At 72.3% G+C, this 21,648-nt stretch carries 21 protein-coding genes; 15 read left to right on the forward strand and 6 right to left on the reverse strand.

All coding sequences use genetic code 11. The features are described from left to right. Positions 1–228: 228 nt before the first annotated feature. Both ACWCV9_RS27010 and ACWCV9_RS27015 read left to right on the forward strand, forming a co-directional pair. Positions 229–1,005: a GNAT family N-acetyltransferase gene (locus tag ACWCV9_RS27010; protein ID WP_450790323.1), complete on the forward strand. Its 777-nt coding sequence runs from the start codon at positions 229–231 to the stop codon at positions 1,003–1,005. Positions 1,006–1,172: 167 nt separating this feature from the next. After that, positions 1,173–2,630 carry a hydrolase gene (locus ACWCV9_RS27015; RefSeq protein WP_450790325.1) on the forward strand — a complete coding sequence of 486 codons (1,458 nt, stop codon included), beginning with the start codon at positions 1,173–1,175 and terminating at the stop codon, positions 2,628–2,630. Positions 2,631–2,675: 45 nt separating this feature from the next. On the opposite strand, the gene ACWCV9_RS27020 is transcribed toward ACWCV9_RS27015, so the two are convergent. Beyond that, positions 2,676–5,396: a glycoside hydrolase family 2 protein gene (locus ACWCV9_RS27020; RefSeq protein ID WP_450790326.1), complete on the reverse strand. Its 2,721-nt coding sequence runs from the start codon at positions 5,394–5,396 to the stop codon at positions 2,676–2,678. A gap of 181 nt (positions 5,397–5,577) precedes the next feature. Here ACWCV9_RS27020 and ACWCV9_RS27025 point away from each other — a divergent pair, with 181 nt between their 5' ends. Next, on the forward strand, positions 5,578–6,090 hold the full coding sequence (locus tag ACWCV9_RS27025; protein WP_450790328.1) for a GNAT family N-acetyltransferase: 513 nt from the start codon (positions 5,578–5,580) through the stop codon (positions 6,088–6,090). 112 nt (positions 6,091–6,202) lie between these two features. Here ACWCV9_RS27025 and ACWCV9_RS27030 read toward each other — a convergent pair whose 3' ends face one another. Then, a complete protein-coding gene (locus ACWCV9_RS27030; RefSeq protein ID WP_385841115.1) occupies positions 6,203–6,640 on the reverse strand; it encodes an SPW repeat protein in 438 nt (145 codons plus the stop codon). A gap of 168 nt (positions 6,641–6,808) precedes the next feature. Between ACWCV9_RS27030 and ACWCV9_RS27035 the strand changes: the two genes are divergently transcribed. After that, positions 6,809–7,858 (forward strand): erythromycin esterase family protein, encoded by a 1,050-nt coding sequence (locus tag ACWCV9_RS27035; RefSeq protein ID WP_450790330.1) that lies wholly within the window; start codon positions 6,809–6,811, stop codon positions 7,856–7,858. A 49-nt stretch (positions 7,859–7,907) separates the two neighbouring features. Here ACWCV9_RS27035 and ACWCV9_RS27040 read toward each other — a convergent pair whose 3' ends face one another. Further along, positions 7,908–9,137 (reverse strand): serine hydrolase, encoded by a 1,230-nt coding sequence (locus ACWCV9_RS27040; RefSeq protein ID WP_450790332.1) that lies wholly within the window; start codon positions 9,135–9,137, stop codon positions 7,908–7,910. A 164-nt stretch (positions 9,138–9,301) separates the two neighbouring features. On the opposite strand from ACWCV9_RS27040, the gene ACWCV9_RS27045 reads away from it, so the two are divergent. The 9 genes from ACWCV9_RS27045 to ACWCV9_RS27085 all read left to right on the forward strand — a co-directional run bounded on the left by ACWCV9_RS27045 (position 9,302) and on the right by ACWCV9_RS27085 (position 16,863). Further along, positions 9,302–10,450, forward strand: coding sequence for a sensor histidine kinase (locus ACWCV9_RS27045; RefSeq protein WP_450790333.1), 1,149 nt, complete (start codon positions 9,302–9,304; stop codon positions 10,448–10,450). Beyond that, a complete protein-coding gene (locus ACWCV9_RS27050) occupies positions 10,441–11,145 on the forward strand; it encodes a response regulator (protein WP_450790334.1) in 705 nt (234 codons plus the stop codon). The genes ACWCV9_RS27045 and ACWCV9_RS27050 overlap by 10 nt, the downstream gene beginning before the upstream one ends. A gap of 12 nt (positions 11,146–11,157) precedes the next feature. Next, positions 11,158–11,331: a hypothetical protein gene (locus ACWCV9_RS27055; protein ID WP_450790336.1), complete on the forward strand. Its 174-nt coding sequence runs from the start codon at positions 11,158–11,160 to the stop codon at positions 11,329–11,331. A 91-nt stretch (positions 11,332–11,422) separates the two neighbouring features. Beyond that, complete coding sequence (locus ACWCV9_RS27060) at positions 11,423–12,745, forward strand: aldehyde dehydrogenase family protein (protein WP_450790338.1); 1,323 nt, start codon at positions 11,423–11,425, stop codon at positions 12,743–12,745. A gap of 35 nt (positions 12,746–12,780) precedes the next feature. Then, entirely contained in the window at positions 12,781–13,683 is a 903-nt protein-coding gene (locus ACWCV9_RS27065; protein ID WP_450790340.1) for an aldo/keto reductase, read from the forward strand. 121 nt (positions 13,684–13,804) lie between these two features. Beyond that, on the forward strand, positions 13,805–14,185 hold the full coding sequence (locus ACWCV9_RS27070) for a BlaI/MecI/CopY family transcriptional regulator (protein ID WP_450790342.1): 381 nt from the start codon (positions 13,805–13,807) through the stop codon (positions 14,183–14,185). Then, on the forward strand, positions 14,182–15,108 hold the full coding sequence (locus ACWCV9_RS27075) for a M48 family metalloprotease (protein ID WP_450790344.1): 927 nt from the start codon (positions 14,182–14,184) through the stop codon (positions 15,106–15,108). The genes ACWCV9_RS27070 and ACWCV9_RS27075 overlap by 4 nt, the downstream gene beginning before the upstream one ends. A gap of 259 nt (positions 15,109–15,367) precedes the next feature. Continuing rightward, positions 15,368–15,760, forward strand: coding sequence for a VOC family protein (locus ACWCV9_RS27080; RefSeq protein WP_385841109.1), 393 nt, complete (start codon positions 15,368–15,370; stop codon positions 15,758–15,760). 32 nt (positions 15,761–15,792) lie between these two features. Continuing rightward, complete coding sequence (locus ACWCV9_RS27085; protein ID WP_450790346.1) at positions 15,793–16,863, forward strand: adenosine deaminase; 1,071 nt, start codon at positions 15,793–15,795, stop codon at positions 16,861–16,863. Here the strand turns inward: ACWCV9_RS27085 and ACWCV9_RS27090 are convergent. Beyond that, positions 16,845–17,360: a mycothiol transferase gene (locus ACWCV9_RS27090; protein ID WP_450790348.1), complete on the reverse strand. Its 516-nt coding sequence runs from the start codon at positions 17,358–17,360 to the stop codon at positions 16,845–16,847. The genes ACWCV9_RS27085 and ACWCV9_RS27090 overlap by 19 nt on opposite strands. A 64-nt stretch (positions 17,361–17,424) precedes the next feature. Beyond that, positions 17,425–18,372: a LysR family transcriptional regulator gene (locus tag ACWCV9_RS27095; RefSeq protein WP_450790350.1), complete on the reverse strand. Its 948-nt coding sequence runs from the start codon at positions 18,370–18,372 to the stop codon at positions 17,425–17,427. 142 nt (positions 18,373–18,514) lie between these two features. On the opposite strand from ACWCV9_RS27095, the gene mgrA reads away from it, so the two are divergent. Further along, positions 18,515–19,507 (forward strand): L-glyceraldehyde 3-phosphate reductase, encoded by a 993-nt coding sequence (gene mgrA, locus ACWCV9_RS27100; protein WP_450790351.1) that lies wholly within the window; start codon positions 18,515–18,517, stop codon positions 19,505–19,507. Between the two features lie 30 nt (positions 19,508–19,537). Here the strand turns inward: mgrA and ACWCV9_RS27105 are convergent, their stop codons facing one another. Then, on the reverse strand, positions 19,538–20,308 hold the full coding sequence (locus ACWCV9_RS27105; RefSeq protein WP_450790353.1) for a hypothetical protein: 771 nt from the start codon (positions 20,306–20,308) through the stop codon (positions 19,538–19,540). A 148-nt stretch (positions 20,309–20,456) separates the two neighbouring features. On the opposite strand from ACWCV9_RS27105, the gene ACWCV9_RS27110 reads away from it, so the two are divergent. Beyond that, entirely contained in the window at positions 20,457–21,542 is a 1,086-nt protein-coding gene (locus tag ACWCV9_RS27110; RefSeq protein WP_385841103.1) for an S-(hydroxymethyl)mycothiol dehydrogenase, read from the forward strand. The last annotated feature ends 106 nt before the right edge of the window (positions 21,543–21,648 follow it).

The following is a 21,648-nucleotide window of genomic DNA, read 5'->3' on the forward strand; positions in this document are numbered from 1 at the left end:
GCTGCACACCTACAATCACCACCGCGGACACACCGCGCTCGCAGGCAAACCACCCGCCAGCCGCGTCCCCAACCTCACAGGGCAATACACCTAGGGCCTCTCTTTCGGATCTTGTCGGCGTCCAGAAGGCGCCGTCACTCGAAGCCGACCTGATCCGAAAGAAAGGCCCTCGCCCGGCCCATCGGGAATTGCGTTGCCCGCCCGGGGCGGACATGGTGCAGTGGCCGTATGGATCATTCGGCGGTACTCGCCCGCTACGACCAGGAGATGCGCCGGGGCGCACGGCCGGACGGCCCCGGGGCCCGGATCGAACGGGTCGGCGGGGTGGTGCGCCACGTCGCCGGCCCGCAGGGCTGGAGCGCGGTGCTGTGGTCCGGGCTGGACGCGGCGGACGCGGACCGGGCCATCCAGGACCAGATCGACCGCTTCACCGGCCTCGGCCTGGACTTCGAGTGGAAGCTCTACGGCCACGACCGGCCGAAGGATCTGGGCGCCCGGCTCGCCGCCGCCGGGTTCCGGCCCGAGCCGGAAGAGGCCCTGATGATGGGCGAGGTCGCCCGGCTGGCCCTGGACGCCGAACCGCCCGCCGGCATCCGGCTCGTGCGGGCCACCGACCCGGCCGGGGTCGACCTCGTCGTCGCGGTGCACGAGCAGGCCTTCGGCACCGACGGCAGCCGGCTGCGGCACCAGCTGCTGGCCCGGCTGGCCGCCGACCCCGGCACGGTCGTCGCCGTGGTCGCGCTCGCCGGTGACGAACCCGTCAGCGCCGCCCGGATGGAACTGGTGCCCGGCACCGCCTTCGCCGGGCTCTGGGGCGGCGGCACCGTCGAGGCGTGGCGGGGCCGGGGCATCTACCGTGCCCTGGTCGCCCACCGCGCCCGCGTCGCCGCCCAGCACGGATACCGCTATCTCCAGGTCGACGCCTCGCCCATGAGCCGCCCGATCCTTCAGCGCCTCGGATTCCACCAGCTCAGCACCACCACGCCCTACCTGTACGGCGGCTGACGCGCCGGCCGGCGCGCTCCGGTTATTGCCGGGACTTTCTGTTCACCGGGCCTTCATGCCATGTACCTTTCAATCAATCGACGCGTGTAGAACCCTCAAGCGGGTTCTACGCGCGCAGACTTGGCGCCCCCACCGCCGTCTCCCCACCCCTCATGGAGGTTCGCCGGATGCCTGGATCCAGGAGATCCCGCCGCAGATTCACCACCGCCCTGGCCGGACTGGGCATGCTCCTCACCGGAGCCGCCCTCCAGGTCGGCGCCAGCGCCCCCGCCCACGCGGCGACCACGCACCGCATCCTGTTCGACAACGCCCACGCGGAGACGGCCGGCAACGCCGACTGGATCATCTCCACCAGCCAGCCCGACCCGCTCGGCCAGAACTCCTCACCGTCCGCCGAGACCGACTGGACCGGCGCCCTGTCCTCCTGGGGCGTGGCGCTCCAGAAGACCGGCAACTACAGCCTCAAGACGCTGCCGTCGGGCTCCAGCCTCAGCTACGGCGGCTCCGCCACGACCGACCTGTCGAACTTCGACACGCTGGTCCTGCCGGAGCCCAACACGATGTTCACCGCCGCCGAGAAGACGGCGATCATGAACTTCGTGAAGAACGGCGGCGGTCTGTTCATGATCTCCGACCACACCGGAGCCGACCGCAACAACGACGGCTACGACGCGGTCGAGATCCTCAACGACCTGATGTCGAACAACAGCGTCGACTCCACCGACCCGTTCGGCTTCTCGATCGACTCGCTGGACGTCAAGTCCGACTACCCGCCCGCCATCAGCGACAGCACCAACCCGGTGCTGCACGGCTCCTTCGGCACCGTCACCAAGAGCCTGATCGCCGACGGCACCACGGCCACCCTCAAGCCCTCGGACAACCCGGCGGTCAAGGGCCTGGTGTACCGCACCGGCTCCTCGGGCAACACCGGCGCGTTCTTCCTGACCAGCACCTTCGGCAGCGGCCGCATCGCGTTCTGGGGCGACAGCTCGCCCATCGACGACGGCACCGGACAGTCCGGCAACACGCTGTACGACGGCTGGAACGACTCCGGCGCCACCAACGCGGCCCTCGCCCTCAACGCCACCGAGTGGCTGTCCGGCGCGAGCGGCAGCGGCAGCGGCGGCGGCACCGGGGGCGGCTCGACGTCCTGCGCCGCCGGCCAGCTGCTCGGCAACAACGGCTTCGAGTCCGGCAGCACCGCCTGGAGCGCGAACAGCGGCGTCATCACCAACTCGACCGGCGAGCCGGCCCACTCGGGCTCGTACTACGCCTGGCTCGACGGCTACGGCACCGCCACCACCGACACCCTCTCCCAGTCGGTGACCATCCCGTCCGGCTGCTCGACGGCCACCTTCAGCTTCTATCTGCACGTGGACACGGCGGAGACCTCCACCAGCACGGCCTACGACACCCTCCAGGTGCAGGTCCTGGGCAGCTCGGGCACGGTCCTCGGCACCCTGGCGACGTACTCGAACCTCAATGCGGGCTCGGGCTACACCCAGCGCAGCTTCAATCTCAGCGGCTACGCGGGGCAGACCGTCACCCTGAAGTTCACCGGCACCGAGGGCTCCAAGTACCAGACGTCGTTCGTCGTGGACGACACCGCGCTCAACGTGAGCTGAGCGCAGGGGTGGGCCGCCTTGCCGGCCCACCCCCCTTTTTTTTTGTCAGCCGGCCGGCGCCGTCTGCTCCGGAGTGTTCCAGCCGGAGACCCGCACCCGGGGTGCGGCACCCCGCAGATCGGCGGTGCGCCAGGTGGCGGTGAGTGTCACCGACTCGCCCGGCCACAGGCTCACCTCGTTGTCCGACCAGCGCACCGGCAGCACCGGCCTGCCCTGCGCGTCCACGAGGTGGACGTCCGTCAGCAGCGCCGGGGTACGGCCCGTGCCCGTGGCACGGAGGGTGACCGTGGTGGTCGACGTGCCGCCGGACGACTCGGTCGACGCGGTCGCCGACACCGGTACCCGGGCCATGGCGGCCAGGCCGGTGAGGTCGGCGTAGTCGTCCGTCGGCGTGTAGTACCAGGTGGTGCTGCTCCAGTCGACCGTGTCCGGGCTGGTGGACAGCCAGTAGACATTGCGGTCCGTCTCCCGGCCGTCCGCGCCGGTCAGCAGCAGGCGGAGCAGATAGGTGCGGGGCAGACCGCTCACCGAGGAGGGCAGGGTCAGCGCGGTGGTGTGCGCCCCGTCCCCGCCGACCGAGACACCGTGGACCGTGCGGTCGTACTTCTGGGTGCCGTCGGGGGCGAACAGGGTGGCCCGTACGGTCAGACCGTCGGCCGGGGTGTGCCGGTTGTCCACCACGACGACCGAGCGGTCGTCGTACGAGTACTGCACATGCAGCGGCTCGTTCGCCTTCTTGGCGCCGAAGTAGGACCCGCCCTGGTCCAGATAGCGGTCCGTCAGCTGCCAGTGCAGGGAGGTCCAGCCGCTGTTGAACATCCAGTGGATCACCCCGGTGGCGGGTGCGGTGCGGTCCGTGGCGTTGCGCTGGTAGGCCTCGAACTGGGCGCGGACGTTCTCGTACTGGGCCAGCTGCGCCTTGCGGACGTAGTCGGTGAGGCCGGTGGGGGCGCCGTAGCGGCCGGTGAGCGCGTCGTCGTAGATCCCCAGTGTGCCGAAGACCGGGGACGGCGAGCGGTGGTACTGCCGGGTGTCCGGTTCCTTCCAGAGGGTGTCGAGTTCCGCCGGTGTCAGCATTCGGTGCAGGGTGTCGAGGGTGGGGATGCTCGGGCCCGCGCTGGTCTCCGAGTTGAAGCCGGTGGCTCCGCCCTCGCGCTTGGCGTACCAGTAGCGGGGCGGTACCCAGTCGTAGGGGCCGGTCATCTTCATGCCCGAACTGCCCAGCTGGGGTGAGGAGTTGGCCGAGGCGGCCGGGATCACCGGGGTGTTCCAGTCGGCGGCCTTCAGGGCGTCCAGGTAGTCCCGCTCGATCCGGGCGTCCGGGGCGAAGTCGCTGCCGATCAGGAACGACAGCACGCTCGGGTGGTCCCGCAGCCGGGCGGCCTCCGCGGCCATGGACGCCTTCGCCACCGGGTGGTCGGCGGCGGTCCACTCCCGGCCGGCCTCGCTGCCGTTGACGTCGCCCTCCCACTTGTCGCAGCACTCCCAGCCGGGCAGGGTGAGCACGCCGAGGCGGTCGGCCAGGGTGAAGAACTCGTCCGGCTCCAGATGGCCCTCCAGCCGGAGCGTGTTCAGGCCCAGGTCGACGGCGTATCGAAGCCGGTCCTCGGCATAGCGGTCGTCCCAGCGCAGGAACTCGTCCGGGGCCCAGCCGCCGCCCTTGACCAGCAGCCTGCGGCCGTTGATCCGGTACTGGCGGGCGCCGTCCGCGTCGAGCGGGGCCCGGACGTCGCGGATGCCGAAGCTCTGGTGCGCGGTGTCGGACGGCGTACCGGACACGGAGGCGGTGAGGTCGAGGTCGTACAGCGGCTGTCCGCCCATCCCGGCCGGCCACCACACGCTCGGCGCCGTCAGGTGCAGTCCCGGGACGTCGGCGGGGGAGAAGGTGACGGTCGTGGTCCGGTGGGCGGCGAGCGGCACGGTCCGGGACAGCTCCGTGCCGGCGACGCGGCCGCTGATCAGCGCCGTGACCGGGGTGCCGGAGTCGTTGCGCACGCGGGCCCGGACCGTCAGGTCGGCGGTGGCGAGGGACGGCACGTCCAGCCGGGTCACGACGTGCGCGTCGCGCAGCGCGACCGGGCCGCCCCGGCGGACCAGGACGTCCCGGACGATGCCCATGTTCCGGTCGGGTGGTGGCTGGAGCCAGTCGAGCCAGCCCATGGTGAGGTCGTTGTCCGGATCGTTGGGCCGGACGCGGAAGGCGACCGTGTTGGTGCCGGGCCGCACCAGCGCGGTGATGTCCAGCTCGTGGTGGGTGTAGACGCCGGTGACGTCCGCCGCCTGCGCCACCCGATGGCCGTCGACATAGACGTCGGCCGCCGAGACGACCCCGCTGAAGTCGAGGTAGGTGCGGCGCGTGGTGTCCTCGACGGTGAAGTCGGCGCGGTACCACCACGGCACCTCGAAGTCGGCCCGCGGGATCTCCCGCTGGTTGGTGGAGCGGAACGGGTCGGGGTAGACGCCGTCGGCGAGGAGCGCGGCAAGCACGGTCGAGCGGGGCCCCGCCGGGTACCAGCCCTGCGTCGGATAGCCGGGGGAGGAGACCGCCGCCGCCGAGTCGCTCACCTCGGCCGTGGACCGCACGGCGTACCCGGCGAGCGGGGTGCTCGTCCCGGCCGCGGCGGGCACCCGGGTGAGCGGGACCGGCGGGTACGGCGCCCGCGCGCTCGGCGAGTGGGCCCACGCTCCGGCGGTCAGCGCGAGGAGCGTCGCGAGGAGCAGCGCGGTGACGGTGTGGCGGGAGCCGGGGGCGGGGCGAGGGAACACGGAGTCTCCAACCCTCGAAAAGCGAGGAAAACGTATAAATCCGGCTCAAGGTAGGGAGTGGCACGGGGAGAGTCAACGAACCTGGCCGGGCGACGCGCGTGCCTGCCGTGCGCTAGGGTGACCGCAGTCGTCGAGAGCCTCCCCGGGCGGACCGCAAGTCCGCCCGGGGAGGCTCTCGTTCATGACCGAAACCATGATTCCGGACCTGCTCGTCCGTCCCGCGACCCCCGATGACCGGCCCACCGTCGAACGGCTGTGGCTGATGTTCCGGCATGACCTGTCCGAGTACGCGGGTGTGCTGCCGGCCGCCGACGGTGGCTTCCGCAGCGAGCGCGTGGACTCCGCCTTCACCGCTCCCGGCTGGGCGCCGTACCTGCTGCTGTGCGGCGAACGCCCCGCCGGGTTCGCCTTCGTGCGCGCACTGGACGGCCCGGTGCGGGTTCTGAACAGCTTCTTCGTGGTGCGCGGCGCGCGCCGCCGGGGCCTCGGGCTGCGGGCCGTCCGGGCGGTGCTGGCCCGGCACCCCGGGCCGTGGGAGATCGCCTACCAGCAGGAGAACCCCGCCGCCGTGCGCTTCTGGCAGCGGGTTGCGGAGGATGCCGCGGGGGATGCCTGGACCCGCGAGCTGCGGCCGGTGCCCGACCGGCCGGAGCTGGCCCCCGATGTGTGGATGTCCTTCACCGTGAGCGGCTGAGCCGCCCTGTCCGGTCCGTGTCCTGGCGGCACATGAAGGGGCCGGTCCGCCCGGGCGGACCGGCCTGGTCGATGTTCCTGTTCAGGTGACTCTCCCTTCCTCGGTCTTCTCCTCAAGGCCTGGGGACACTCTTGGCCGCCGTACCGGCGCAGACCAGTCCGAGGACGATCGCCAGTGCGCCGATGACGATGTTGTTGATGATCACGCCCGCGTCCGGGCCGCTGCCCACGATCCAGGGAGCGATGATCAGCCACACGCCCATGGCGCACATGGCCCAGCTGAGGCCGTACATCCGCTCCGGGGCCCGGGTGAATCCGAGGGCCAGCAGGCCGATCGCGATCCCCATGATCAGGTTGTGCGTCATGAGCGCCGGCTGGCTCGCTGTGTAGTGCACGATCCACGGCGATGCCGCGCAGTACAGACCCAGCAGGAACACCGGTCCGTCCACGAGCGCCACATCGCGACCGCCGAGCATGCGGGCGTAGCGAGCCCGCATTTCGGAGACATCGGGGTGGCTCGTTATGTCACCCCTGTGCGAGACGTTGGCCATGACTCGTCTCCTTTGCCTTTCAGGCCGGACCGCAGCCAGTGCGGTGTGCGGTGAGCGCCGCCTGGCACCAGTTTGCCCTTATTTCGCCCTTATGTGTAGAGGTGGGTGGGCTGGTTCCGGTACGTGGGTGTGACACACGCGTGGCTGGGGGAACCCGATGGCGCGGCCGTGGAAGACGCGCGCTATGTGCTGCTCGGCGAGGCGTCCCACGGCACCGCCGACTACTACCAGGTCCGTGACGTGCTGACCCGCCGGCTGATCGAGGAGAAGGGCTTCTCCTTCGTCGCGGTGGAGGGCGACTGGCCGGACTGCCAGGCGGTGCATTGCTCCGTCGTCGCCGCGCCCGGCGCTCCCGAGGACCCCGGCCAGGTGGAGACCGCCCTGGAGGCGTACCGCTGCTTCGAGCCGTACGTCGAGGACCCGCAGACATACGCGCTGTCCACCCGGTATGTGCCCGAGGGCTGTGCGCCGCAGGTGGTCGGCCTGCTCATGGAGTCGCGGCAGCGGGCGGCGCGGGCGGCGGCCCAGGACGGCTCGCTCGCGGAGTTCGCCGCCCGGCGGAACACCGAGGTGCTGGCCGGTGCCGAGCGGTACTACCGCGCCATGGTCGACGCCGGGCCCGAGTCCTGGAACATCCGCGACCACCACATGGCCGACACCCTGGACCGGCTGATGGAGCACCACGGCCCCGGTGCCAAGGCGGTGGTCTGGGAGCACAACACCCACATCGGCGACGCACGGGCCACGGACATGGCGGACACCGGCCTGGTCAACATCGGCCGGCTGGTCCGCGAGCGCCGTATGAGCAAGGGCGTGGTGCTGGTCGGGTTCGGATCGTACGCCGGGACCGTGATCGCCGCCGACGCCTGGAGCGACGTACCGCGGACCATGGACGTGCCCCCGGCGCGGGCGGGCAGCCTGGAGGACCTGCTGCACCGGGCGCTGGACGGGGAGCGGGCGCTGTTCGTGTTCCCGCCGGTGCAGTTGCAGCGGCCGCCGTCGGCCGGCCGGGCGGAGTGGTTCCACGAGGAGCGCGGGCACCGTGCGATCGGCGTGGTGTACCGGCCGCAGTTCGAACGCGTCGGCCACTACGTCCCGACCGTCCTGGCCCAGCGCTACGACGCCTTCTGCTCTCTCGACCACACCCGGGCGCTCAATCCGCTGCCCCCCTCTGCCGCCGAGAACCTGGAGAAAGAGACCTGGCCCGCCGGTAGATGACACCGGCTGCGAGGCTGCCGCGAGCCGCGGCCCAGCCACCCGACAGTCATCATGGCTTTCCGCACAGCGCGTGGTCGACGAGGGCGCTGGCGGCCTTCTGCTGTCGGATCGTGTCAGAGAGGTCGTTGAAGCTGGTGGACATGGAGACGGTGACGGTGCGGCTGCCGTCGTCGGTGGCGCCGTTCAGGGTGATGTAGCCGGCTTCGCCTCCTTCGTGGCTCCAGTAGCTCCCGCCGCAGCTCAGGGGGCGGTTGACCAAGCCGAGGCCGTAGCGTCCGCCGGGCCAGAACACCTCGAACTGCTTGGGAACGGGCACGGTGTCCTGCATCTCGGCCATGCGCGCCCGGGACAGCAGCCTGCCGCCCAGCAGCCCCCGGAAGAACCGGTTGACGTCCGCTGTGGTGGAGACATAGCCGCCGAGGTCGGGGACGATCTGTTCGGTGACGTCCGTCCGTTCGCCGGAGGCGAAGACCTGGTAGCCGTCGGAGTGCGGGCGGCGAAGGGTGGACGCGGTGCCCGGCAGGTAGGTGTGGTCCATGCCGAGCGGTTTCAGGATCCGGCCCCCGACCTCCTGCTGCCAGGGGTGCCCGGCCGCCTTCTCGACGATCATGCCGAGGACGACGTAGCCGGTGTTGGAGTAGCTCCAGCCGGTGCCGGGCCGGAAGTCCGGGTGGTGCTTCATCGCCCTCGCGACGATCTGTTCGGGGGTGTAGGTGTCGTAGCGGTGCCGGTAGTACTGCTGCGGGGTGTCGAAGCCGGGCAGGTCGTCATGGAGGCCGCTGGTGTTCTGTAGCAGCTGGCGCACGGTGATCTTCCGCCCGTCGTTGCCGTTGCCGTCGATCACACCGGGCAGCCAGTGGTCCACCGTGTCGTCCAGGGACAGCTTGCCGTCGTCGGCCAGCTGAAGGATCACCGTGGCCATGAGCGCCTTGCCGGTGCTGGCCATCCGGAAGTAGCCGTTGCGGGGCACCGGGCGGTTCCCGCCCGCCATGGCGACGCCGGCGGTGGCCACCAGATCCCGGCCGGAGTCGGTGGTCACCCGCGCCTGGACGCCGGTGATTCCCAGCGCCCGGATGGCTTCGGTGTCCCGGCGCAGGTCCTCCTGCCGGTAGCCGGGCGCGGACCGCGCGGTCGCGCCGTCCGAGGGCTGGACGGCAATGGCCGCACCCACTGTGCCGAGTACGGCCGCAGCGACGGCCAGCCACCGCCGGCCGATCCGGCGGTGACGTTGCTGGGAAGGGCGGTTCTGAGGCGCGGAGGCCGGGGTCGTCGATCTCATGGAGCACACGCTATGTAAGCGTTGAACTGCATGTCGCTACCATTGGCGGCCGCCTGAAAACTACAGAGGGCTGTAGTGTCGCGGGGGCGCCCGGCACATACAGTGGCGGCTCCGACGGCCCCTCCGGGTCCTGTTCGACAGACGAGGGCGAACCAGTGCACGGCGTGACAGGTGAGGCCCGCGCACGGTTGGTCCGGACCGGGCGCAGCGGATGCTATCTCCTCGGCACCCTGCTGACCGCGACGGTGACACTCGTGGCGGCGCCACTGCTGTGCATACCGTCGCTGGCAGCCCCGTGGGCGGAGCGCCACCGACGGCGCGCCGGGGCGGTGCTGGGCCGGCCGGTGGAGCCGCGCCCCCGTGCCCTGCGCCGGGACCTCGCATGGCTCGTGACCCAGGTGGCCACGGGCCTGCCCGCGGGCCTGTTCGCCCTGCTGTGCCTGGGCAACCTGCTCCTCACCCTCGTCGTCACCGTGGGGTGGCGGGCCTTCCCCGCGTCGGATCCGCCACAGCTGCTGCTGTGCGGTTTCCGTGTCGACAGCTGGGCCTCCGCGCTGACGGCCAACCTGGCGCAACTCCTGCTCCTTGCGGTTCTGGCGGCCGTCGCCCTGCCGCCGCTCGCCCGGCTGCACGCGCGGTGCTGCCTGGCAGTCCTGGCACCGTCTCCCGCGGAACGACTGGCCGCGCGCGTCACCGAACTCACCCGGACGCGCGCCGATGTCCTTCAGGCGCACGGCGCTGAACTCCGCCGGATCGAACGCGACCTGCACGACGGCACCCAGGCCCGGCTGGTGGCCATCGCCATTCGGCTTGCCGTGGCCGGGAACAGCCTTCCCCAGGACCCGGACGCGGCCGCCGCGCTCGTACGGCAGGCCCAGGCCGAGACCGAGGAGGCCATGACCGAGCTGCGCTCCGTCATCCGCACCATCTACCCGCCGGTCCTGGCAGACCAGGGCCTCGAAGGCGCGCTCGGCACCCTGGCCGACAGGGCCGGCGTGCCGACCCGCATCGACATCGGCGATCTCGGCGAGGTCCCCGCCGCGGTCGAAGCGGTCGCCTACTTCGCCGTCACCGAGGCGCTGGCGAACATCGCCCGGCACAGCCGCGCCACCAAGGCCGCCGTCCATGTCACCCGCAACGGCGCGATGCTGTCCGCGGAGATCACCGACGACGGGGCCGGCGGGGCGGACGCATCCCGAGGCAGCGGCCTGGAGGGAATGCGCCGCCGCGCCGCCGCCCTGGACGGCATCATGAAGATCACCAGCCCGCCGGGCGGGCCGACCACCATCACCGTGGAGCTGCCGTGCGCGTAGTCATCGCCGAGGACAACGTCCTGCTGTCCTCCGGACTCGAACTCCTGCTGGGCTCCCAGGGCTTCGAGGTCGCCGCGATCACGGAGGACGCCTCCGGCTTCCTCGCCGCAGTCGAGGCCCACCGCCCGGACGTCACCATCGTCGACGTGCGGCTGCCCCCGACCTTCCGCGACGAGGGCATCCGCGCCGCCCTCCAGGCCCGCCGCGACCGCCCCGGACTTCCCGTCCTGGTCCTGTCCCAGTACGTCGAGCAGGAATACGCCGGCCGCCTCCTCTCCGACCCCCGTGGGGGCATCGGCTACCTGCTCAAGGACCGGGTGAGCCGCATCGCGGAGTTCACCGACGCACTGCGCCGCGTGGCCGCCGGCGGTACCGCCATGGACCCCGAGGTCATCTCCCAGCTCCTCGCCGTCCGCGGCGATCCCGTCGACACGTTGACCCCCCGCGAGCGCGAGGTCCTGGCGCTTATGGCCGAAGGGCACGACAACGCCACCATCGCCCAGCGGCTCTTCGTCACCGACAACGCCGTCCACAAACACATCGGCAGCGTCTTCCTCAAACTCGGGCTGTCGGCGGGCGACAGCGGCCACCGCCGGGTCCGCGCCGTCCTGGCCCACCTCCGTCGCCATGGCGGCCCCGAACCCGCCGCTGCCGTTCCCTCACCCCCGGCCCGGCGTCCGGCTCGCCGGCCTTGAGGGCATGCCCGAATGCCCTGTGTGCCCGACGGCTTCGTCGTCCCCCTGACCCTCGCCCTCGCCGCCGACGGGTTCCGTCCGGGCCCCTCGGCCCCCGGCAACAACGAAGCCGATCAGGCCGCCTGGACGAGCATCGATCGCCTCCGGGCCACCCTCAGCGACCGGCCCGGACCGGTCGCCGTGTGACCTCGGCCACTCCCTGGGGGCGGCGGAAATTAACTTGAGTGCATGAAAGGTTGGCCTTTACATCTGAACGTTGACCCTCAGCGAGGCACCCATGAACCACCCCACCCCCGAGCAGCCCGCCGACGTCGTCGCCCGGCTCCGCGCCACCTTCGCCACCGGCCGCACCAAGCCCGTCGAGTGGCGCACCGAGCAGCTGCGCCGGCTGCGCGCGATGCTCACGGAGGGCGGTGCCGACCTCGCCGCCGCCCTCCACACGGACCTCGGCAAGAGCAGCACCGAGGCCTACCGCACCGAGATCGACTTCACCATCCGGGAGATCGACCACACCCTGGAGCATCTCGCGGAGTGGCTGCGGCCCGAGCCCGCGCCCGTCCCGGCCCACCTCGGCGCCGACGCCACGGCCTGGACGCAGTACGACCCCCTCGGCGTCGTCCTCGTCATCGCCCCCTGGAACTACCCGGCGCAGCTGCTGCTCGCCCCGCTCGTCGGCGCGCTCGCCTCCGGCAACGCGGTCGTCGCCAAGCCCAGCGAACTCGCCCCGGCCACCTCCGCCGCGCTGGCCGAGCTGATCCCGGCCTACCTCGACACCGACGCCGTCGCCGTCGTCGAGGGCGGCGTCCCGGAGACCACGGCCCTGCTCGCCGAGCGCTTCGACCACATCTTCTACACCGGCAACGGCACCGTCGGCCGGATCGTGATGCGCGCCGCCGCCGAGCACCTCACCCCGGTCACCCTCGAACTGGGCGGCAAGTCACCGGTGTTCGTGGACCGCGGCACCGACCTCGACGCCGTCGCCGACCGCCTCGCCCGCGGCAAGTTCCTCAACGCCGGCCAGACCTGCGTCGCCCCCGACTACGTCCTGACCGACCCGGTGACCGCCCCCGCCCTGGAGGCCGCGCTGGTCCGCGCGGTCGAGACCCTCTACGGCACCGACCCGCAGAATTCCCCGGAGTACGGCCGGATCATCAACGAACGGCACTTCGACCGGCTGACCGCCCTGCTCGACTCGGGCCGGATCGCGGTCGGCGGCGCGAGCGAGCGCAGCGCCAAGTACATCGCGCCGACGGTCCTCGCCGACGTCGACCCGAAGGCGCCCGTCATGCAGGAGGAGATCTTCGGTCCGATCCTGCCGATCGTCACCGTCGCCGGCCTGGACGAGGCGATCGCCTTCATCAACGACCGCGACAAGCCGCTCGCCCTGTACGTGTTCTCCGAGTCCGACGAGACCCGGGCGCGGATCGCCGCCGAGACCTCCTCCGGCGGCCTCGGCCACGGCCTGCCACTGGCCCATCTCACCGTCTCCGACCTGCCGTTCGGCGGTGTCGGAGAGAGCGGCATGGGCAACTACCACGGCCGGTACTCCATCGAGACGTTCAGCCACCGCAAGGCGGTCCTCGCCAAGCCCCTGAACTGACGCGGTGGGCCGGACGGTTGTGCGATCATCCGGCGATGAGCACAGCGATCACCGCGGACGCGTCCGGCACCTTCACCCTCGGCGATCTGCCCGTCCACCGCATCGGCCTCGGCGCCATGCGGCTGACGGGCAGCGCCGCCTTCCACCTCGGCACCCCGAGCGACCGCACCCGCTCCCTCGCGGTGCTGCGGCGGGCCGTCGAACTCGGCGTGAACCACATCGACACCGCCGCCTTCTACTTCTCCGCCACCCGCTCCGCCAACGAACTGATCAACACCGCGCTGGCCCCGTACCCCGAGGACCTGGTGATCGCCACCAAGGTCGGCCCGTTCCGCGACTACCACGGCGAGTGGGGCACCGCGGCCCGCCCCGACCAGCTCCGCGGCCATGTGGAGGAGAACCTGCGCCAGCTCGGCCGCGACCACCTCGACCTCGTCTACCTGCGGCGGATGAGCCAGGACTCCATCGCCGAGCACTTCGGCGCCCTCGCCGAACTGCGCGAGGCGGGCATGATCCGGCACCTCGGCATCTCCGGCGTCGCACCGCACCACCTCGCCGAGGCCCTGGAGATCGCCCCGGTGGTCTCCGTGCAGAACCGGTACGCCCTGGACCGGCCCGACCCCGTCGACGACGAGATGCTGCGCCTGTGCGGCGAGCGCGGCATCGCCTTCGTGCCGTTCTACGCCGTCGCCGGCGAGGCCGCGGCCCGGGCGGCGACCGACGACCACGACGACACCGTGCGCGACATCGCCCGCGCGCACGGCGTGAGCCCCGCGCAGATCCGCATCGCCTGGACCCTGCACCAGGGCCCGCACGTCCTCGCCATCCCCGGCACCGGCAACCCGGACCACCTCGTGCAGAACGTCGCCGCGGGCGCCCTGCGCCTCACCGCGGACGAACAGAAGCGGCTGGACGCCCTGCACACCACCGCCGGCTGACCGGTCCCGTGCCCCCACGGCCACGGCCCAGGGGGCACGGCCGTACGAAGGAACGATTGACTACCATCGGACGGGCGGGCGCACGGGCCGCCGCAGGCGAAGACGGGGTGAAGGACGTTCCATGACCGAGGCGAAGGACGAGCGCCGGCCGGCGGGCGAGCTCGAAGCGAGCGTCATGGCCGCGCTCTGGGCCGCCGGCGCCCCCCAGACGCCCGCGCAGGTCCAGCGCAGCCTCGGCGCGGACCTCGCCCGTACGACGGTCACCACGATCCTCACCCGGCTGTACGACAAGGGTGTGGTCGAGCGGGAGCGCCAGGGCCGCGGCTACGCCTACGCGCCGGTCCGCGACGCGCAGGACGCCCAGGGCCTCACCGCCCGCCGCATGCACAGCGAGCTGGACCGGGACAGCGACCGCGAGACGGTCCTCGCCCGCTTCGTCGCCCAGCTCAACCCCGACGACGAACGCATCCTGCGGGATCTGCTCGAATCCGACGACCGATGACCGCGCTGCTCCTGCTGCCCCTGCTGCTGCCCTGCGCGCTGCCCCCGCTGGCCCGGCGCGCCGTCGCCCGGCTGACCCCCCTGACCGCGCTGTGGGCGCTCACCGGATGCGCGGTCGTCTTCGCCGGCTGCTCGCTGGCGGCGCTCGGCGCGTTCGTGCTCACCGGGCTGCTCAAGCTGCCGCTCTTCGCCGCGTTCGGCGAGCTGGTCCACCCGCTGCGCACCGCCTCCGACCTCGTCGTGCTCCCGGCCGCGGCCACCTCCGTCGGCGCGCTCGCCGTGTGCGCGCTGAGCCTGGTCCGCTCGGTACTGCGCCAGACCCGTGCCTTCCGCGCCGCCCGCACCGAGGCCGGGCGCGGGCCCGCCGCCGGGGACCTGTGCGTGGTGGACTCGCCGTGCCCCGACGCCTACGCCCTGCCGGGCCGCCCGCACCGGATCGTCGTCACCACCGCGATGCTGCGCAGCCTGGACGGCCGGGAGCGGGAGGCGCTGTTCGCCCATGAGCGGGCGCACAACGCGGGCGGCCACCACTACTTCCTCGCCGCCGCCGAACTGGCCGCGCACTGCCATCCTGCGCTCCGCCGGGTCCGCGACTCCATCCGGCTGGCCGCCGAGCGCGCGGCCGACGAGGACGCCGCCGCCTCGGTCGGCGACCGGCGGCTGACCGCCCGGGCCATCGCCCGCGCGGCTCTCGCCGGTCAGTCGGCCCGTTCGTCGCGTCCCGCCTTCGCCGCCGCGGCGGCCGGCGGCCCGGTCCCCCAGCGCGTCCAGGCCCTGCTGGCCGCCCCGCTCGCGCCCCGCGCCGGCCGCGCCGTCGCCGCCCTGCTGCTCGTCTGCGCCGCCGGCTCCTGCGTGGCCTCGGTCACCGGTATGGCCGACTTCCACCACCGCATCGAGGTCGCCCAGGGCGAAGAGCGGCCCTGACGGCCACTCCTTAAGCAAGGCCGCCGAGCGTGCGGCCGCCGCGGCGGCCGGGGGCCCGGTTCCGCAGCGTGCCCAGGCCCTGCTCGCCGGCCCCCTCACACCCCGTGCCGCCCGCGCCGCTGCCGGCTGCTCCGCCGGCTCCCGTGCCCCTTGCCCAGGCCCGCCGAACGGTCGTAGCGACGCGCGTAGAAAAGGGACTGGCATCCGTCGGGTTTTACGTATAACCTCCTCGGCTAACCACCCCCACCGGAAGGTTCCGATGCGACGCGTCGCCCTGGTCACCCTTGTCGTCGACGACTACGACGAGGCGATCCGCTTCTACACCGAGGCCCTCGGCTTCCGTCTGGCCGAGGACGCCCCGCGCCCCGACGGCTCCCGCTGGGTCGTCGTGGAGCCGGGCGACGGACCGGGCACCGGTCTGCTGCTGGCCCGTGCCAAGGGCGAGGCGCAGCGCGCCCGGACCGGCGACCAGACCGGCGGCCGCGTCGGCTTCTTCCTGCACACCGACGACTTCGCCCGTGACCACGCCCGGATGACCGCCGCCGGCGTGACCTTCCTGGAGGAGCCGCGGCACGAGCCGTACGGCACCGTCGCCGTCTTCCAGGACCTGTACGGCAACCGCTGGGACCTGCTCCAGCCCGCCACCCACTGAGATCCCACCGCACCACCCGAGGAACGCCTGCCATGACCGCGCACCGCATCGACCCCGAGATCCTCCGCCGGCTGCCCAAGGCCGTCCTGCACGACCACCTCGACGGCGGCCTGCGCCCCGCCACCGTCGTGGAACTCGCCGCCGAGATCGGCCACACCCTGCCGACCACCGACCCCGACGAGCTGGCCGCCTGGTACTTCGAGGCCGCCAACTCCGGCGACCTGGTCCGCTACATAGCCACCTTCGAGCACACCCTCGCCGTCATGCAGAGCCGCGAGGGCCTGCTGCGCACCGCCGAGGAGTACGTCCTCGACCTGGCCGCCGACGGCGTCGTCTACGCCGAGGTGCGCTACGCGCCGGAGCTGAACACCCGGGGCGGGCTCACCATGAGCGAGGTCGTGGAGACCGTGCAGCAGGGCCTGGCCGCCGGTATGGCCAAGGCGGCCGCCGCCGGCACCCCGGTCCGCGTCGGCACCCTGCTGTGCGGCATGCGCATGTTCGACCGGGTCCGCGAGGCCGCCGACCTGGCCGTCGCCTACCGGGACGCGGGTGTCGTCGGCTTCGACATCGCCGGCGCCGAGGACGGCTTCCCGCCCGCCGACCACCTGGCCGCCTTCGAGCACCTGCGCCGCGAGAGCGTGCCGTTCACCATCCACGCCGGCGAAGCGCACGGCCTGCCCAGCATCCACCAGGCCCTCCAGGTGTGCGGCGCCCAGCGCATCGGCCACGGCGTCCGCCTCACCGAGGACATCGTGGACGGCAAGCTGGGCCGGCTCGCCTCCTGGGTGCGCGACCGCCGCATCGCCCTGGAGATGTGCCCCACCTCCAACCTCCAGACCGGCTGCGCCACCTCGATCGCCGAGCACCCGATCACGGCCCTGAAGGACCTGGGCTTCCGGGTCACCCTCAACACCGACAACCGGCTGGTCTCGGGCACGACGATGACCCGGGAGATGTCCCTGCTGGTCGACGAGGCGGGCTGGACCGTCGAGGACCTGCGCACGGTCACGGTGAACGCCCTCAAGAGCGCCTTCATCCCGTTCGACGAGCGCAAGGCCCTCATCGAGGACGTGGTGCTGCCCGGTTACGCGGCCGCGCTCTGAACCAGCCCCCTGAGGTAGGCGGCCTGTCCGATGTGCTGAAGGTCGTCGGACAGGACGCTCACCAGGCGGACCCCCAGGGTGACCGGGGGGTCCCAGCGCTCGTCCACGATCCGTTCCAGATCCTTGGCGGCCACAGTGCGCAGGGCGCCCAGGGTCTGCTTGTGGACGGCGTCGTAGTACCCGGTCAGCAGGTCGGCCGACTCGACCCGCACCTTGGCCACCTTGGCGGGGCTGTGCCCGTAGCCGGTGTCCTGCCGGGGCAGATCGAGGCCGAAGCGCTTCTCCCAGCCCTGGGAGAGCCACACCTGGTCGAGGCCGAAGGCGTCGGCGATGTGGTCGTCCTGCACCCGGGTGAGATGCCAGACGAGCCAGGCGACGGAGTTGGCGTCGGGCGCCGGGCGGTGGTGCAGCGCCTCGGGGCCGATGCCGTCGAGGGCGGCATGGACTTCTTCCTGGATGCGGCCGTAGCCGTCGATGAGGATGTCCTTGGCATGCATACCGTCCACCATCGCAAAGAGCCGTCCCGCCCGCGCCCGGAATCCGGTGAACCGGCCGGCGGGGTCAGCAGCCCGGCCGGGACGGCGCCGCTGCCCCGCTCTGCGGCGCCTCCGGCGTGCGCAGCGTGTCCAGGGTTCCCAGCAGGGTGACGAGCGCGCGGGCGGCGGGGCTCGTGGACCGCTCGGGCGGCAGCAGCGCGACCGTCTCGTACTCCACCGCCCCGGCGCCCTTCAGCGGCAGCGCCGTGAGCGCGGGCCGCTTGTGCCGGAAGTGCCGGGGTACGACCGCGATCCCGAGGTTCTCGTCCACCAGGTCCAGCAGGCTGTGCACGTCGTTGACCTCCAGCGCGACCGTGCGCCGGACGCCCGCCGCGGCGAACGCCGCATCGGTGGTACGGCGCGGACCCCAGTCCGGGTGGAAGTCCACGAAAACCTCCCCGGCGAGGTCGTCCGGGCCGAGCACGGCCGGGGCCACCGCGGCGGCGAGCCGGTGCCGCGGATGGCACAGCACGGTCATCGGCTCGCTCGCCAGCGACACCGAACGCAGCTGGTCGGTGTCGGCCTGGGTGCGGTAGGCGAAGGCCAGATCGAGCCGCCCCGCCGCGACCTCCTCGGCCAGCGCGCCCGAACCCGCCTGGCGCAGCCGGATCTCCACGTCCGGATGGCGCCCGCGGAACGCGGCCAGCAGCCGCGCCACCTGCACCCCGGCGATGCACTGCTCGGTGCCGAGCGCCAGCGTGCCGCGCAGCACGCCCTGCACCGCGGCCACCGCCTCGTGCGCGGAGCGCACCTGCGCCAGCACCCGCTCGGCCTCCACCAGCAGGGCGCGGCCCGCCTCGGTCAGCGTCACCCGCCGGGTCGTCCGCACGAACAGCGGCGCCCGCAGCTCCCGCTCCAACGCCCGGATGGACGCGGACAGACCCGACTGCGACACCATCAGGCGTTCGGCGGCCCGGGTGAAATGCCGGTCCTCGGCCACCGCCACGAAGTGCTCGAGCTGGCGCAGTTCCATGATTGAGCAGCCTAGTCGCTGAATCCCATCGGATTCTTCTGTTGGACCGCTGCACACCGCCCGGGCGAGAGTGGTACCGGTGACGGGAGCCGCAGGGCTCACCGGAACCGGGATACCGTGTGCCAACCCCTCTGGAGTCGCGTTGTACACCGCACACCCCGACCGTTACGCCGACATGCCCTACCGGCGCACCGGACGCAGCGGCCTGAAACTCCCCGCGCTGTCCCTCGGCCTGTGGCACAACTTCGGACCGGACCGGTCCGTCGAGACCCAGCGTGCCATCCTGCGCCGCGCCTTCGACCTCGGCGTCACCCACTTCGACCTGGCCAACAACTACGGCCCGCCGCCCGGCGCCGCCGAGTCCGCGTTCGGCGAGGCGCTGAAGGCCGACTTCGCGCCGTACCGCGACGAGCTGGTCATCTCCACCAAGGCCGGCTATCTGATGTGGCCCGGCCCCTACGGCGAATGGGGCTCGCGCAAGTACCTGCTGTCCTCGCTGGACCAGAGCCTGAAGCGGATGGGCCTGGACTACGTCGACATCTTCTACTCGCACCGCCCCGACCCAAAGACTCCGCTGGAGGAGACGATGGGCGCGCTGCACTCGGCCGTGCAGCAGGGCAAGGCGCTCTACGTCGGCATCTCCAACTACTCCGCCGAGCAGACCCGCGAGGCCGCCCGGATCCTCGCCGGGCTCGGCACCCCGCTCCTCATCCACCAGCCGCGCTACTCGATGCTCGACCGGCGCCCCGAGGACGAGGGCCTGCTCGACGCCCTGGACGAGCTCCAGGTCGGCTCCATCGTCTTCTCCCCGCTGGAGCAGGGCCTGCTCACCGGCCGCTACCTCGACGGCATCCCCGAGGACTCCCGTGCCGCGAGCGACAGCCCGTTCCTCAACTCGGACGCGGTCACCGAGGAGTTGGTCGGCCGGCTGCGCGCCCTGGACGAGATCGCCAAGTCCCGCGGCCAGACGCTGGCCCAGCTGGCCCTCGCCTGGGTGCTGCGCGGCGAACGGGTCACCTCCGCGCTGGTGGGCGCGAGCAGCGCCCAGCAGATCGAGGACAGCGTCGGAGCGATCCGGAACCTGGACTTCGACGCGGAGGAACTGGCGCGGATCGACGCGATCGTACGTCAGTAGCCCGGCATCCCGGCCGCCGCGCCGCGGACTCTAGACACCCTTGCGGCGGAACCAGCCGCGCCGGGGCCCGGGCGGAGGCACCGGGCCCGGGTGCGGCGGGGCGCCGGGTCCCGTGGCGGGGGCGTGCGGCCCCGGGTACGGCGCGGGGGCGGGGAACGGCGGCGGGACCTGGCCGCCCTGCGGGGACGGCGGCGGGCCGGGGAACGGCGGCAGTGCCTTGAACTGGTCGTGGAGCGTGACGGTCGGCGTGATGCGGTGCAGCGCCGCACGGACCAGGGTCAGCGGGTGGTCCGGGAACTCGGGATCCCACTGCTCCAAGTCGGCCACGTGGTACGGCAGTCCGCCCAGCTGTCCGCCGCCGCCGTACGGGTGCGGCTGGAAGTAGTCGGTGAACCCCACCCGGTCCGCCACCACGGCTTCCCGTACGCCGCTCACCCCGGCCTCGCCGGCCTGCACCTTCACCACCACGCTGCACCGGTCCTTCGGCAGCGTCCAGCTGCCGATGAAGGCCTGCCCGGACTTGCTCTGCAAGGGCATCTTGATCAGCTGACGGAGCGCCGGGACCCCGTCCACGCTCCCCGTCACCGCCTCGATGAGGCCGCCCCCGGACCGCGCGACGCCGTGCGCGTTCGCGAACCGTAGCCGGTCCAGCTCGTGCAGCGGGGCCGGCAGGTCCGGGACCAGGGGGAAGTAGTGGACCGACAGGATGACACCCGTCGCGTCGGTCCACAGCCCGGGCTCGCGCTCGGTGAACCCGGTGAGGTCCAGGCCGGTGATCGGGGTCTGGGCGATGAAGGTCATGGTGATCATCATGCCGGGCCGAGCGCACTCCTTGACCACCACCCCGGCCTCCGCGATGCTTCGTTGCGGAACATGAGATGCGTGCCGCAATAGGCAACGCAGGCAACATCTCGCCCCCTGTGTCAGCTCTGTCAGCCGAGGAGTGGCCATGGCTCAGCAGGTCCGCGCCGTCGTCGCGCGCAGCAAGGGCGCCCCCGTCAGTCTGGAGACGGTCACCGTGCCCGACCCCGGCCCGGGTGAGGCCGTGGTCAGGATCCAGGCCTGCGGTGTCTGCCACACCGATCTGCACTACCGGGAGGGCGGCATCAGCGACGACTTCCCGTTCCTGCTGGGGCACGAGGCGGCGGGCGTGGTCGAGTCGGTCGGCGCGGGCGTCACCGACGTGGTGCCCGGGGACTTCGTGATCCTCAACTGGCGTGCGGTCTGCGGGAGTTGCCGGGCCTGTCTGCGCGGCCGGCCCTGGTACTGCTTCAGCACGCACAACGCCCGGCAGAAGATGACCCTGGCCGACGGCACGGAACTCTCGCCGGCCCTGGGGATCGGCGCCTTCGCCGAGAAGACGCTGGTGGCGGCCGGCCAGTGCACCAAGGTGGACCCGGCCGCGTCGCCGGCCGCCGCCGGGCTGCTGGGCTGCGGGGTGATGGCCGGCCTCGGCGCCGCCCTCAACACCGGCGGTGTCGGACGCGGCGACAGCGTCGCGGTCATCGGCTGCGGGGGCGTGGGCGCCGCGGCGATCGCCGGGGCCCGGCTGGCGGGCGCGGCGCGGATCGTCGCGGTGGACATCGACGACCGCAAGCTGGCCACGGCCCGCACCCTGGGCGCGACCCACACGGTCAACTCCCGGGAGACCGACGCGGTCGAGGCGGTGCGCGAGCTGACCGGAGGCTTCGGCGCCGATGTCGTGATCGAGGCGGTGGGCCGCCCGGAGACGTACCGGCAGGCCTTCTACGCCCGCGATCTCGCCGGGACGGTCGTGCTGGTCGGCGTGCCCACTCCGGAGATGAAGCTGGAACTGCCGCTGCTGGACGTCTTCGGCCGGGGCGGGGCGCTGAAGTCGTCCTGGTACGGCGACTGCCTGCCCTCCCGGGACTTCCCGCTGCTCATCGACCTCTACCTCCAGGGCCGGCTCGACCTGGACGCCTTCGTCACCGAGACGATCGCGCTGGACGAGGTGGAGAAGGCCTTCGAGCGGATGCACCAGGGCGACGTCCTGCGCTCGGTGGTGCTCCTCTGACCTCCGGGGCGACACCCCGCGCACGCGCGGCCCTGCCTCCGGTGACGACCCCGTGGACGGCACCGCAGGCAGGGCCGTCGGCGTACCGGGGGACACCGCTGTCCCC

This window comes from Streptomyces sp. NPDC001606 (genome assembly GCF_053596835.1).

What these genes read in the sequence shown, in the direction of transcription:
- ACWCV9_RS27015 (WP_450790325.1), top strand. Translation starts at nt 1,173, where the DNA reads ATGCCTGGATCCAGGAGATCCCGCCGCAGATTCACCACCGCCCTGGCC.
- ACWCV9_RS27105 (WP_450790353.1), bottom strand. Translation starts at nt 20,308, where the DNA reads ATGACCTTCATCGCCCAGACCCCGATCACCGGCCTGGACCTCACCGGG.
- ACWCV9_RS27085 (WP_450790346.1), top strand. Translation starts at nt 15,793, where the DNA reads ATGACCGCGCACCGCATCGACCCCGAGATCCTCCGCCGGCTGCCCAAG.
- ACWCV9_RS27040 (WP_450790332.1), bottom strand. Translation starts at nt 9,137, where the DNA reads ATGAGATCGACGACCCCGGCCTCCGCGCCTCAGAACCGCCCTTCCCAG.
- ACWCV9_RS27075 (WP_450790344.1), top strand. Translation starts at nt 14,182, where the DNA reads ATGACCGCGCTGCTCCTGCTGCCCCTGCTGCTGCCCTGCGCGCTGCCC.
- ACWCV9_RS27070 (WP_450790342.1), top strand. Translation starts at nt 13,805, where the DNA reads ATGACCGAGGCGAAGGACGAGCGCCGGCCGGCGGGCGAGCTCGAAGCG.
- ACWCV9_RS27110 (WP_385841103.1), top strand. Translation starts at nt 20,457, where the DNA reads ATGGCTCAGCAGGTCCGCGCCGTCGTCGCGCGCAGCAAGGGCGCCCCC.
- ACWCV9_RS27055 (WP_450790336.1), top strand. Translation starts at nt 11,158, where the DNA reads ATGCCCTGTGTGCCCGACGGCTTCGTCGTCCCCCTGACCCTCGCCCTC.
- ACWCV9_RS27030 (WP_385841115.1), bottom strand. Translation starts at nt 6,640, where the DNA reads ATGGCCAACGTCTCGCACAGGGGTGACATAACGAGCCACCCCGATGTC.
- ACWCV9_RS27010 (WP_450790323.1), top strand. Translation starts at nt 229, where the DNA reads ATGGATCATTCGGCGGTACTCGCCCGCTACGACCAGGAGATGCGCCGG.
- ACWCV9_RS27090 (WP_450790348.1), bottom strand. Translation starts at nt 17,360, where the DNA reads ATGCATGCCAAGGACATCCTCATCGACGGCTACGGCCGCATCCAGGAA.
- ACWCV9_RS27065 (WP_450790340.1), top strand. Translation starts at nt 12,781, where the DNA reads ATGAGCACAGCGATCACCGCGGACGCGTCCGGCACCTTCACCCTCGGC.
- ACWCV9_RS27060 (WP_450790338.1), top strand. Translation starts at nt 11,423, where the DNA reads ATGAACCACCCCACCCCCGAGCAGCCCGCCGACGTCGTCGCCCGGCTC.
- ACWCV9_RS27080 (WP_385841109.1), top strand. Translation starts at nt 15,368, where the DNA reads ATGCGACGCGTCGCCCTGGTCACCCTTGTCGTCGACGACTACGACGAG.
- ACWCV9_RS27025 (WP_450790328.1), top strand. Translation starts at nt 5,578, where the DNA reads ATGACCGAAACCATGATTCCGGACCTGCTCGTCCGTCCCGCGACCCCC.
- ACWCV9_RS27095 (WP_450790350.1), bottom strand. Translation starts at nt 18,372, where the DNA reads ATGGAACTGCGCCAGCTCGAGCACTTCGTGGCGGTGGCCGAGGACCGG.